This is a genomic window from Streptomyces sp. NPDC004542 (genome assembly GCF_040610035.1).
In the GTDB taxonomy this organism is placed as follows: domain Bacteria; phylum Actinomycetota; class Actinomycetes; order Streptomycetales; family Streptomycetaceae; genus Streptomyces.
The window spans coordinates 12410-24871 of record NZ_JBEXLP010000022.1; the positions used below are offsets into that span (position 1 = coordinate 12410).

General features: G+C 65.8%; 8 protein-coding genes and 1 pseudogene. 5 read left to right on the forward strand and 4 right to left on the reverse strand.

The window, feature by feature from the left end:
* Nucleotides 1-35: 35 nt before the first annotated feature.
* A complete protein-coding gene (locus tag ABZX30_RS15110; protein WP_355933453.1) occupies nucleotides 36-746 on the reverse strand; it encodes an anti-sigma factor in 711 nt (236 codons plus the stop codon).
* Nucleotides 743-1303, reverse strand: coding sequence for a sigma-70 family RNA polymerase sigma factor (locus tag ABZX30_RS15115; protein WP_355933456.1), 561 nt, complete (start codon nucleotides 1301-1303; stop codon nucleotides 743-745). Before ABZX30_RS15115 ends, ABZX30_RS15110 begins: the two co-directional genes overlap by 4 nt.
* Nucleotides 1304-3001: 1698 nt before the next feature.
* Between ABZX30_RS15115 and ABZX30_RS15120 the strand changes: the two genes are divergently transcribed.
* Together ABZX30_RS15120 and ABZX30_RS15125 are read left to right on the forward strand one after the other, a co-directional pair.
* Nucleotides 3002-4258 carry a glycosyltransferase family 4 protein gene (locus tag ABZX30_RS15120; RefSeq protein ID WP_355933458.1) on the forward strand — a complete coding sequence of 419 codons (1257 nt, stop codon included), beginning with the start codon at nucleotides 3002-3004 and terminating at the stop codon, nucleotides 4256-4258.
* Nucleotides 4259-4296: 38 nt separating this feature from the next.
* Nucleotides 4297-5127 (forward strand): hypothetical protein, encoded by an 831-nt coding sequence (locus tag ABZX30_RS15125; RefSeq protein ID WP_355933460.1) that lies wholly within the window; start codon nucleotides 4297-4299, stop codon nucleotides 5125-5127.
* 37 nt (nucleotides 5128-5164) lie between these two features.
* Here the strand turns inward: ABZX30_RS15125 and ABZX30_RS15130 are convergent.
* Nucleotides 5165-5902, reverse strand: a pseudogene (locus tag ABZX30_RS15130) (FtsX-like permease family protein); the annotation flags it as partial.
* A 298-nt stretch (nucleotides 5903-6200) separates the two neighbouring features.
* Here ABZX30_RS15130 and ABZX30_RS15135 point away from each other — a divergent pair.
* Both ABZX30_RS15135 and ABZX30_RS15140 read left to right on the forward strand, forming a co-directional pair.
* Nucleotides 6201-7079, forward strand: coding sequence for an alpha/beta hydrolase (locus ABZX30_RS15135; protein ID WP_355933463.1), 879 nt, complete (start codon nucleotides 6201-6203; stop codon nucleotides 7077-7079).
* A 217-nt stretch (nucleotides 7080-7296) separates the two neighbouring features.
* Nucleotides 7297-8178 (forward strand): aquaporin, encoded by an 882-nt coding sequence (locus ABZX30_RS15140; RefSeq protein ID WP_355933466.1) that lies wholly within the window; start codon nucleotides 7297-7299, stop codon nucleotides 8176-8178.
* 283 nt (nucleotides 8179-8461) lie between these two features.
* On the opposite strand, the gene ABZX30_RS15145 is transcribed toward ABZX30_RS15140, so the two are convergent.
* Nucleotides 8462-10036 carry a phage/plasmid primase, P4 family gene (locus ABZX30_RS15145; RefSeq protein WP_355933469.1) on the reverse strand — a complete coding sequence of 525 codons (1575 nt, stop codon included), beginning with the start codon at nucleotides 10034-10036 and terminating at the stop codon, nucleotides 8462-8464.
* A 915-nt stretch (nucleotides 10037-10951) separates the two neighbouring features.
* On the opposite strand from ABZX30_RS15145, the gene ABZX30_RS15150 reads away from it, so the two are divergent.
* Nucleotides 10952-12205, forward strand: a complete 1254-nt coding sequence (locus tag ABZX30_RS15150) for an MFS transporter (protein WP_355933472.1) — start codon at nucleotides 10952-10954, stop codon at nucleotides 12203-12205.
* Nucleotides 12206-12462: the final 257 nt, after the last annotated feature.

Here is a 12462-nt window from a genome sequence, read left to right on the forward strand (position 1 = left end):
GTGGCGGCAAGTCGGTCGGTGACCTGAAATCCAGGTCAGGCCTCGACTTGCACATACTGTTCGCCTTTGTCATTTTCGACGGTCACGGACTTCACTCGGTCCAAAGGCACAGCCGCAGAGCCGGAAAGGTCCAGTTCCTCGCTCTGCGCCGACCCCTTCCGCTCTCCCACAACCCAACTGCCAGCGATCTCGCGCTCGCCGGACTTCGATCGGACGACCAGCCGGCACTTCTCGCCGGGCCGAAGACCGCCGACCGTCGCGTCGACCCGGACCCAGCCCGCAGCAGGTGTCAGGCTCACCTTCATCGTCGCCCGCGTCGCTGGGTCCGTCGTCGAGGCCGTCCACACCCCCTCCCCCGTGCCCTCGGCGGACCGAGACGCGAGCGTGTCGGATGACGTGTGCGCCTGGCCCACTACAAACCCGCCGGCAAGAAGTACCCCGGCCAGGGAGGCGACGGCGAGACCGATCACGACACCCCTTCGCCGGCGGTTCACCGCGTCCTCGGCGCGCACCTGACGCAGCGTTCGCTGCAGCAGCAGCTCACCGTCCTCGGGCGGACCCTCGAGAAAGAACTCGGGCGGCACCTCACCAAGTTCGGCCTCCAGGGCCTTCAGATCAGCCAGCTCCACTTGGCATACCTCGCACGCCTCGATCTGCTCTTCCAGCCTGGACTGCTCATCTGCGTCGAGAAGGCCCAGCGCATGCGCACCGAGGAGTACGTCATGGGAGTGCTCCTGCGTCGTCACACTGCCACCTTTCGAAGCTGAACATCGCTGCCGGGCTTGCCTACATACACCTTGCGCAGGGCCTTAAGAGCATGATGTGCCCGCGACTTGACCGTACCCTCCGGAATGCCCAGCCGAACCGCGGCCTCCGCCGCGCTGCGCCCGTGATAGTAAACCTCCATCAGCACGTTCCGCTGATCGGGTTTCAGCTGGGACAAAGCCTCCATCAGGACAACCGACTCCACCACGTTCTCCGCGTGGTCCTGCTGCACCGGGACCGTCGCCTCGCTCTCCCCCACCTCCGTCGGACGAGCCGCCTTCGCCCGATAGCGATCCGCGACGAGATTCCGTGTCACCGTGATCAACCAGCCCCTCAAGGAGCCCTGGGGGTCATTGACGACGTCTGGATGGCGCCAGGCACGTATCAGCGTCTCCTGCACGATGTCCTCCGCGATCAGCCTGTCCCCCGTCAGACGCGTCGCGTACGCCAGCAGCGCCTTCCCGTGCTCGACGTACAGGGCCCTGATGACCGCTTCATGACTCGTGGCCTTTGTGGCACGTGGTCGCAGGATCGCCATTCACTGTCTCCCATGTTTCCCCGCTGGTTTGATAGACACACCGAGTAGCTCGGCCCTGGGGTTCAACAGGTGCCGGTGATGTGGATCACTCGCCAACTGGTCCCTGACGGCAGGGTTGTGCCAGCTGACGAGTCTCTTGAGACACCCTCGGGAGCCGTCGATGTCGTAGGCCCATTGCTCGGGGCAGCGCCCTGGCCCGCTTCCGTCAGTACAGGACGGAAGCGGGCCACCGTCTTCCGGTCCCGGCAGGGGGGCCGGGCCATGAAGGGATGCCGGGGAGATGCGCCACCGTCCGCTGCGGGGGGGCTGGCCAGCAGCTCACCTCGGCAGACCGGCATCCATGCGCTACTACGGCGCCCAGGGCTTGACGGTTCGGTTCTCGTCCGAGCTGACCCGAAAGCAGCCACTTGACCAAATTCCGATGGTGCTCATCTCCATTCCCTGCAGCCCCCTGCGGCATCAAGTGAGCTTCGAATCCACGACGCCGCCCCCAGGTGGAGGGGTGCCCCTTCTCCTCTCGTCGGCGCTTCCTGGCGGTCATCGGGACAGCAGCCGGGCTTCCCTGCGGTCGCGTCCCGCGAAGTGGTGTAGCGACGTGGAGTTCACAACTCCGCAGGTCACAAGAGCCGACAGGGCCGACGCTCGAGCAGGGGCCGCTGCGGCGGCCGGGAACAGCATCGACGCCACCCGAGGGATCTCGACGGCGCTTGCCGAAGAAGCGGTCGCCGAGCGAGGTGGTCTCGCCGTGTCAGCTGCCCCATACCGGCCATCCACATCGCCCTGGCCTGCGACGTTCAGGACGGCAGCGGCGTAATGAACCCTGAGAGACGTCGCGCCGTAGAACGGATCGAGGATTCGGCTCGATGAATTGCGGAGGAATGGACGCCCATGACAGCTGAGGAAAACAGGGAGGTCGCGGAAAGGCCCGGCCGAGCCTATGGCCACGCAGTACCGGCGTACCCGTCGGCCCTCATTCCGTCGCGGCAGGCGTCACAGCGCCCGCAGGACGAGACCCCGAGAGCCGGAAGGCTTCCCCGGCCTGAGCAGGCAACCCCTTACATACCGCGACTACCCGACCCACAGGCTGTGGCACTCCCGTCCGCCCGGCAACCGATACGCGACGGCCCCGACCCCGTCAGGCGGTACCCTGCCTACGCCGAGAGGGCATACGCACTGCACGGCGCCCAGTACATCCCCCAGGTCGCGAACAACGGTAGCTACCGGACCGCAGCGCCTGCGGCCAGGACCGACCCGGTGACCAGTGTTCATGTCGCGGCACAGCAGGTACCGGTGGCCCGCCCAGCAGGAGCACGCCATGGCTCCCCGTCGGACGCACCCAAGCCGCATACCGAGTTCGTGGGCTCCTTGCAGCTGAGTGGGAACGACGTAGAGCAGGCTTTCAAGTCAATGGGGTTGGACCGTATAGAGAGTCCGCACCGTAGACAGCGGTAGCCGGTATCAGCAGGGGGCCTGCCCCCGAGAGGGACGCGCACACACCCGTCTCCAGCAACCGCCGGCTGCGGCCCGCGACCGTACGGCGTCACGGCCACCGCGGTCGCAGCACCACCCGGACCACAGCGGTTGCCTGGCGGGCAACTACCCCGGCTGACCACAACCACGATGACGTCCCGACAGGGGCTCCTTCCACTCACCCTTTCCAGGACACAGTTTCCGCAGGAGCCGAACGCGGTGCGCGCAATGAAGATCACTTTCCTCATACACAACGCCTACGGAATCGGAGGAACGATCACCACTACGTTCAATCTGGCCCGAGCGCTGGCCGACCGGCATGACGTGGAGATCATCTCCGCTCTCCGGCACCGGGAGCGTCCGAACCTGACACTCGACCCGCGCGTGAGGCTGCGCCCACTGGTGGACCTACGGCACGAGAAGGACGACCCCCGGCACCTGACACCGGCGAAGATCTTTCCCTCGTCCGAGTACCGCTACCGGCAGTACAGCGCTCTCACCGACGAACGTATAGGTGAAGCTTTGGCGTCACTCGACGCCGATGTCGTCGTGGGCACCCGCCCCGGTCTCAATGTCCACCTCGCTCTGCAGGCTCCCGCGCGGACAGTGCGGGTCGGACAAGAACACCTGACGCTCGGCAACCATCCGCCACGGCTTCGTAGCATGTTGCGGCGGGTGTATCCGCGCTTGGACGCCGTCACCACCGTCACGGAGGCCGATGCATCCGCGTACCGGCGCAGAATGCGGCTGCCGGGTGTACGGGTGCGGGCACTGCCCAATAGCGTCCCGGACCCCACTCTCCCGCCGTCGGACGGTCACGGGCGCGTTGTAGTGGCCGCTGGTCGGTTGGTGCCGGTGAAGCGCTTCGATCTGCTGATCGAGGCATTCGCCGCGGTCGTTGCCGAACATCCCGACTGGACGTTGCGCATCTACGGCAAGGGTGAGGAGCAGCCGCGGCTGCGCGCGCTCATCGACCGGCTCGGGCTGTACAACAACGTGTACCTGATGGGGGCGGTGACCCCGATGGAAGCCGAATGGGTGAAGGGTTCGCTCGCAGTGGCGACATCCAACTTCGAGCCGTTCGGCATGACCATCGTGGAGGCGATGCGCTGCGGTCTGCCCGTTGTGAGCACCGACTGCGCTTATGGTCCCGGTGAAATCATCACCCCCGGCCAGGACGGCCGACTGGTTCCCGTCGGAGACCGCAACGCGCTGTCTGCCGCCCTGCTGGATCTCGTACGCGACGACGGACTGCGCCGCCGAATGGGACGCAGGGCGCAGGAGAACTCTCGGCGTTACGCCCCAGCACCCGTGGTGGCGCAGGCAGAGCAACTGTTCGAGGAACTGATGGTGGCCCGCGACGAAGACCGATCGCCTGCCAGCCGAACAGACCACGCTCTGGTGAGCGCCGGTCACGCCCTCAAGGACACCGCGCTCGTCGCGGCCGGCAATGTCGTGAGAACCATGCGGAAGGCGCGGCGGTGACGGACGGTGGCCACAACGCCGTGGACGGAGCGGCGGAAGTGACAGAACAACCTCGTATGGACGTCTGTGCGGACGAGGGAGGACAACTGGTCGTACGCGTGCGCCTGCCGCTGCCTGCCCCGGTCCGCCCCCGTCTGATGCTGCAGCCGCGCCGGAGAAAGGGAGAGCCTCCGCGCGGCGGTCGTATCGTCGCGTTGGAGCCTACGGACCGGTACCACTGGCACGGCGTGCTGGGCACCGTCCCCGCCCTCGAGGAAGGCCGCTGGGACGCCTACCTCGTGGGTGCGTCGGAAGAGGACCGCACACCCTTGCTGCCGGGCCTACGCGAACTGCGAGCACTGGTAGCGGGCGGGGGAGACTCCCGTCCCGCGCCGCTGTCGGTCCGCATTCCCTACGTCACCAAGGACGGCCGCCTCGCCATACGTGCCTGGCATCGAGCCAGGCACGCGGAAGCCGGCCGGATCGTCGTCACAGACGGCTCGATCACCGTGGTGGCACGCCTCTTCGGCACCCGGCTCGGGGATGGCGCAGCAGTGTCGTTGAAGAGCCGGGGACCGGACACCGTCGTACAGCGGATCGCTCTACGGCCCGAAGGGGAACGGGACTTCTCCTTCACCATCAGCTGCCGGGAACTCGCGGCCGGCGGCGCGGAACCGGAAGCCGGGGCGGCGCCCACGGTATGGGATGTGTACGTCCACCCGTCTGCCGGGGCTCCGCGCATCAGGGTGGCTCGGCTGCTGGACGACCTCGCCGACCGCAAAGCGGTCTTCGTCTACCCGGCGGCCACACACGGCGAGGTGACGGCTCGCCCGTATTACACAGTCGACAACGACCTCTCACTGGAGGTCGCTTCGCCGTCCGTTCCATGAGCGCGGCCCACGCAACTCCTACTCGGCAGGTGGGCAGTCACGCCGTGCTGAGAGCCTCCGTCGGTGGGAGGCGGGCGGCGCGTACGGAAGGACAGCTCCCCGCGATGACGCCGATGGCCGTCGCGCGGCCCGTTCCCACAGCGAGGGCGGTCAGCGGGATCACCACCGGCCAGCCCTGGTAGGTGGCATAGGCGATGGCGGCGAGGGCACCCGTGCCCGTCCCCGCCACCCCGCCCAGCGGGGAGAGCACCACGGACTCCGTCATGAACTGGCCGCGGATCTGTCCGCGGTTGGCGCCCAGCGCTCGTCGCAGTCCGATATCGCCGCGGCGCTCCAGAACGGAGATGTACATGGTGTTGGCGACGCCTGTCCCGCCGACCAGCAGCGCCACTCCCGAGAGCGCCAGAAACAGCGCGGAGAGCGTGCTGTTGGCTGCACGTTTGGCGGCCAGTGCGTCGGACGGCCGGCTGACCTGCACAAGGCCGGGCAGCTGCGGGTACAAGGTGGCGGGCAGGACGTCGGCCACGGCTTCCATGGCGTCCTCGTCGGCCCGTATGTAGACGACTGTGGGGTGGCCGTCGAAGGCTAGTTCCCGCTTCGCTGCCGGCCAGCCGACCAGGACGGAGCGGTCGAGGTCTTGGGCCAGCGGTACCGGGTCGAGGATGCCGATGACGGTGAACCACGTGTGACCGATGACGACCTGTGACGGCTCCTGCCGGGAGGAGATTTCCGTGATGCCGAGCCGGGCCGCGGCCTGGTTCGCGCCCGGAAGGGCTCAAGCACGTCATGACGGCCAACGGCGGTTGGGTGCACCTCTCGCCGATCTTGAACCATGCCTCCAGCCTGGCGTCCTCCATGAAGTCCCGCCTTTCACGCGGGCTTTCCCGGCCAAGAACCTTCTGGGACACCGGCTCCGGGCGGCACGGTTCACAGATCAGTCACTGGTCGTCCACCGCGCCTGCGTAGCTTTAGGACCCGGACAGAAGCTTCCGCAGACGCTGCCGGCATGGCCGAGCCCCCGGCACAGCGCCAGGACCCGCATCAAGAACGAATTCATTTTCCCGGGAGACGCTATGACCAACAGCAAGGTGGCAGTCCAGCACCGCACCGCCACCGTAAAGGCGAGGAAGATTTTTTACCGCGAAGCGGGCGACCCGGACGCTCCGGCGATGGTGCTGCTGCATGGCTTTCCCGCATCGTCCCACATGTTCCGGAACCTCATTCCCGATCTGGCAGACCGCTATCACGTCATCGCACCCGATCACATCGGATTCGGGTTCTCCGACGCACCCCCTGTAGATGAGTTCGAGTACTCGTTCGAAAACCTGACCGCCCACACCCTGGAACTGCTCGACCAGCTCGGTCTCCAGGAGTTTGCCTTCTATATTCAGGACTACGGAGCTCCCATCGGGCTGCGTATCGCCAGTCGCAACCCCGACCGGGTCACAGCACTTGTCGTCCAGTCGGGAAACGCATACTTGGAAGGCTTCACATCCTTCGCAGACATTCTCATTGCATACACCCAGAATCGCCAGGAAAACGAGGCTGGGGCCCGTGAATACCTGAAGGCCGAGAAGACTCGGTGGCAGTACACGCACGGTGTCCCTGCCGATCGCCTGGACCGGGTCGCCCCGGACACGTGGACTCTCGACCAGGCATTGATGGACAGGCCTGGCAACAAGGAAGTTCAGCTCCAGATGTTCTGGGACTACCAGTTCAACCTCCCGCTTTACTCAGAATTTCAGGATTATTTCCGCAGATATCAGCCGGCCACGCTGATCGCTTGGGGAAAAAATGACGAGATCTTCGGCGCTGATGGCGCGCTCGCTTACAAGCGAGACCTGCCCGGGGCGGAGATCCACCTTCTCGACGCCGGGCACTTCGCTCTCGAATCCCATGGGCCCGAGATCGCCGCTCTGATCCGAGAGTTCCTTGGGCGAGTAATCGCTTGAGGCATCAGTGCTGTTGAATCAGCGCACGTGAAAAAAATGGTCAGAGATGTGTAGCGGCGAGTAGTCCATCCGATTCGTGTCCCGCCCGGACGAGGTTCGCTGAGGCGGGCAACATGCCGAGCGTGAGTAGCAGGCCGAGCCGCGACCGACGGGCCAACGAAATTAGACACCGCTTTCGAAGAAATTAGCTGCTGTCTTACATTTTTCGGAGTTCACGATGCCTGAATCCAACATGCCGACTTCTGCGAGGAAGGGCTCCACGCAAAAGCATACAGATGAAAGCTGGAGGTTCGCAGCGTCGGCGGATCATGAACCGGTAATTGTCCCGTCCGGGGCTGTATGGAGGCACAGCGCCCTGGAAGGGTTGCTGTCATGCGTCTTGCTGTTCGGAGTCACCAGCATCGTTCGGTGGTTCGTGGGTCCATCGTTCATCTCCAGTAAGATCGGCGGAGGACACCTGGGACTCTTGATTGTCGGATTGAGTGTGGGTCTGCTCATCTCTCTCCTCATTCTGAGTCGCCCAGGACGAATAAGCGGCGGTCATATGAATCCTGCAATTTCCTTCGCCATGTGGCGTTTCGGCATATTTCCTGGCCGTTTTGTTATCCCCTACGTCATCGCACAGTTTGGCGGCTCCATAGCCGGGGTGACAGTCGGCCGTCTCGTCTGGGGCGCGAGTGCCGAGAAGCCCCCTGTAAACTTTGCGGTGCTGCAGCCCGCAGCAGGTTGGACGCCGACCGGTTTGTTTGCCGTCGAGGCAGTGAGTACGGGCATCGTCATCTACGCCGTTGGGTACTTTCTGCAGTCCCCCCGACTTGCGCCCCTGGTCCCGTTGCTCGCAGGGCTGCTGATCGGAACGGCCATCGTGTTGCTGGGCAACGTCACAGGAGCTTCGATGAATCCGGTGCGCCAATTCGGGCCGGCACTGTTTTCCGCCGAGTACTCTTTTCTGTGGGTCTACTTGTTGGCGCCGATGGCGGGTGCCTTTGCAGCCGCCATTCTCCTAGGTACCACAAGAAGGCGTCGTGCCGTTCTGACACATCGTCTGTGCGGCACACAAGAGGACGGATCTTCCGTGTCCAGCAGTCATGCGGCGTAAATCAATGCGCGGGAACCCCCAGCCGCCATTCAGCGCTGACCCTCACATGCACAACCCGCAGGAGGCCGAGCCGAAGTCAGTACAAGGGACGTTGATTGCCGTTTCGTCGGTGAGCTGGCTGTCGCGCAGCATCGAGCTCATGGCAGCGAGCCCCCCTCGTGGTTGTCGGCCGGGTGGCCTCCGCACATGGTCACCTGCTCGTCTCCTTCGGTCTCTGACGTGGTCCCACTGTGGCACCTTCCAGTACGGCCGTCGGGTGATGTCACCGGGCCGGGTACGCGGCTCATGTGCGCCCCCGAGGGCTTCTGTCGTGGTGGGTAGCAGGGTCTTCGATGTCGGCGAGCAGAGTGATGCCGGGGTAGAGCTTGCGGTCGTTGTTCTTGATCATGTCAGCCGGTGAGGCGAGGCCGATTTCCTGGCGGATGCGGGAGGCGAACGCACGGGAGGTCGCGCGCTGGATGCCCTCATCAGCGCACCAGCGGCTGTAGGTCTCGTACAGCAGCTTCTGCTCCACGCGAAGTCTGGGATCGGGACGGCCTTCGTCGCCGGTGGAGCAGCGTTCGGTGAGGAAGCGGCCGATGTGGTCCTCGGTCTTCTCGTACGCCTCGGTGGCCAGTCGGACGGAGGCGGGGCCGGTCAGCGGGTCGCGGGTGGCCAGATAGCGGTGGGCGCCGTCGATCAGCCACTGCAGGATGCCTGGGCCTTCGTCGCGCACCAACTCGGCGGCAAGGTTGTCGATCTTGCGGTGGTCGGGGACCTTCCGCTCGAAAGGGATGAGCCGCATCCGCCGCCAGAACGCATATCCGCCGGTGCCGACCTCGGGTCGGTGGTTTCCCAGCAGCCACAGCTTGTGCGTGGGGTTGAAAGTGAAGAAGTCCTGGCGCATCCGGCGGGCCGTGATGGCATCTCCACCGGTCAGGAGCTTCACTCTGCTCTCGTTGAACTTGTCGTTGGGCTTCAGCTCACTGCAGACCACGATGCGCCGGCCGTGCAGCTCTGTCAGCTCGGTGGAGTGCTCGGCGAACTTCCCCTTCTCCATCAGGAATCCGGGAGGGGCGGCGTTGGCGTAGTCGCCGAGGATCTGCATCATGACATCCAGCAGTACGGACTTGCCGTTCGCACCGGAGCCGTAGAGGAAGGGCAGGACCTGGGCGCCGACATCGCCGGTGACCGAGTAGCCCAGCAGCAGGTGCAGGAACGCAATCGTCTCCGCACCCTTGTCGTCGTCTCCGAACGTGTCGGTCAGGAACTGGTGCCAGCGGGGCGTCGGCATGGCCTGCGGGGCGACGGTGGTGGCCCGGGAATGCATGTCGGTGAGGGGATCGGGCTTGCGCAGTTGACCGCCTTTGAGGTCGACCACCCCCGCCGGAGTACACAGGGCATAAATGTCGCCGTCCAGAACGTCCGGGTCCAGGCTCAGCCCAGGCGCAGCCTGAGCCTGTTGCAGTAAGGCCTTCAACCCTGCGGTGGACTGGGTACGGCGGCGGTGCGCCTGCAACTGTCCATTGCTGAACGTCCCCGACGGGTCGGTCAGCGGGATCTGTTCAGCCATGTCCCCGGCCGCCCACATGGCGGCCTTTTCACCACCGATACAGCGCCACCGGTAGACGTCCCAGGAGAACCAGCCAAGACCCTCCACATGGCGGAAGCGGTCACTGTACAGGCGGGCGAAGAGCTTGGCCATGGCGCGGTCGGTGAGTTCATCGGGGAACTGAGCTCTGTCGGAATCCACTTGAGCAGAGGAGACCTTCTCAGCCTGCTGGGCAGGAATCACCTGCGGTCCCACACCACCAAGCTGAAGACGCATCTGCTCAGCGACCCGCACCGGATCGAAGCCGCTCCGATCGAGACCGGTCATGAACGTCCTCGGGAAGCCGAGCGCCTGTCCGGGGCAAAGCATGCTGTCGGTGGCATGGAATGTCCTCAGGCCATAGTGGTCACCATCTGCTCCGCAGCAGGAAACTGCTGGTCAACGTACCGCAGCGCCTGCCAACGGGACTGACGGGACCGAAAAAGTTACTGTGCGTCGGCGAGACTAGCGCGCCGCGGGCAAGCCCGCGGCGGGGTGCGGTGTCCCGAAGTCTCAGTCCCGTCAGTCCCTAAGAACGGACCAGACCGCACGAACAGTTCACTGATGAGCGAAACAAAATCACCATCGTCGAGTCGATGTCCCAAAGGTGCTTCCCGCCGGCCGGCCGGCATCCTGGGGGCGGCCTTTACAGACGGCAGACCGGAACGCCGCAGTCGCACGCCGAGTGGTTTCCAGACCGGCCACAATCTCGACAGGATGTAGCGGATCCGGTCCCTTCAGTCCCTGGGTGTTGTGCCGTGTGCACCGAGGTCGAAGACAGGACCGGAGCGCAGCAGGAGGAGCCCGTGAGTCCCGCGGGTTTCAGTCCCGGCATCAGCCCGGCAGTAAACATGCAGGTCAGGCAACCTGCCTAACGGAGCACGGGACTGACGGGGCCAAACAATGCCGTTATATCCATCAGGTGCGTGTATGCGCGCACGCATGAACCCATCAACCTGGAGACCATAAGGGCGGCTGTCGGTCCCGTCAGTCCCGTTGACGTGACACGTGACCGTCTTGACGTGCAGTTTCCTCTCTGCGGGACTGACGGGACCGACTGCGAGCCGGGACCACAGAGGGCCATCGCCCGAAGGGCGGACGACAGTCCCGTCAGTCCCGTCAGCCACTGCGACGAGGTGACGCCGTTCCGGCGATGGTGACCGAGAGGACGGACTCCGCGTGTGCGGTAGTAACCTCCGGCGGATGGATCTCCGCGCATCGCTGTCCGTCCTGGGCAACCGCCCGTTCCGGGTCTTACTCCTGGCCAGGCTGATCTCGGCGAGTGGTTCGGCCATGGCCCCGGTCGCGCTGGCCTTCGCCGTCCTCGGGTTCGACGCCGGGCCGACTGCTCTGGCGATCGTGCTGGCGGGCAACACCCTGCCGCAGCTGGTGCTGCTGCTGGTGGGAGGAGTGATCGCGGACCGGGTCTCGCGTCGTGGGCTGATCGTCGCCGGCAATCTGGCGGCCGCGCTCTCCCAGGCCGGTGTCGCCGTCCTGGTCGCCGCCGACGCGGCCACCACCACCCGCGTGGCCCTGCTGGCCGCCGTCACGGGCGGCGCGAACGCGCTGATGAGTCCTGCGCTGAACAGTCTGCTGCCGCAGGTGGTGAACGCCGGCCAGCTGCAGGAAGCGAATGTGCTGCTGCGGCTTCCCACCAACTTCATCAAGATCCTCGCTCCTGCGGTCGGCGGCGGGATCGTCGCCCTGGCCGGTTCCCCGTGGGTGCTGGGCTGGGACGCCGCCAGCTTCGGCGTCGCGGCCCTGCTGTGCGCCCGCCTGGCCGTGCCCGGGCGCGCCGGCACGGGCCCTCGTACCTCGGTGCTGCACGACTTCCGCGGCGGCTGGCGGGAGTTCGCCCAGCGGCCGTGGCTGTGGTCCTACACGCTGTCCGGCACGGTCGTCGTCGCCCTGTGGCTCGGCGGGTACCAGCTCCTGGGACCCGTCGTCCTCGACAGCAACGGCCTGAACGCCGCCGCGTGGGGCACCGTGCAGGGCGGCTTCTCGGCAGGGCTCGTGCTGGGCGGTCTCATAGCCTTGCGGTGGAAGCCGGACCGGCTGATGGTCGCGTGTGTCGCCACCGGTCTGCCGCTGGCGCTGCCGCTCTTCGTGCTCGCCGGCAAACCGCATCTCCCCGTGCTCGCGGCGTCCGCGGTGCTGGCGGGGATCGGGCTGGATCTGTCGATCGTGTGCTGGACCACGGCGCTCCAGCAGCAGCTGGCGGACGAGGTCCTGGGCCGGGTCACCTCGTTCAGCTCCGTCGGGGAGCTCATGGCCGTCCCGCTCGGCTATCTCGTCGTCGGTCTGGCCGCCACCTCGGTCGGGGCGGCTCCCGTTCTGCTGGGCAGCGCCGTCCTCGTCGTCGTTTCATCGGTTGTCCTGTTCGCCGTGCCCGACCTGTGGAGGATCCGTCGCCTGCCTGTCCAGCCCGCTCCCGAGACCACTCCTGCGGGAAGATGACGAAAGGCGGTACCCCGCTCCTGGTTTCCGGCGGGTCACGAGGTACGGTGCTGTATAGTAGATCTTGAGGTCGCCGCTACAACAACGGGCGCCACTCGATGCGTTGGTGGTCCAAGGAAAGACGCCCCGCTTCCTGCGGGGAAATGCAGGTGCAAGGCCTGCCCGGCGCTCCGCGCGAAGAGACCCCGCTCCCGGGACACCGGGCGCGGGGTCTCTTCGCATCCAGTCACGTCACGGGAGTGCGGACGTCAGCATGG

Bases quoted from the DNA above. Each gene is read 5' to 3' on its own strand.
- ABZX30_RS15115 (WP_355933456.1), bottom strand. From the start codon at position 1,303: ATGGCGATCCTGCGACCACGTGCCACAAAGGCCACGAGTCATGAAGCG.
- ABZX30_RS15120 (WP_355933458.1), top strand. From the start codon at position 3,002: ATGAAGATCACTTTCCTCATACACAACGCCTACGGAATCGGAGGAACG.
- ABZX30_RS15135 (WP_355933463.1), top strand. From the start codon at position 6,201: ATGACCAACAGCAAGGTGGCAGTCCAGCACCGCACCGCCACCGTAAAG.
- ABZX30_RS15140 (WP_355933466.1), top strand. From the start codon at position 7,297: ATGCCTGAATCCAACATGCCGACTTCTGCGAGGAAGGGCTCCACGCAA.
- ABZX30_RS15145 (WP_355933469.1), bottom strand. From the start codon at position 10,036: ATGACCGGTCTCGATCGGAGCGGCTTCGATCCGGTGCGGGTCGCTGAG.
- ABZX30_RS15150 (WP_355933472.1), top strand. From the start codon at position 10,952: ATGGATCTCCGCGCATCGCTGTCCGTCCTGGGCAACCGCCCGTTCCGG.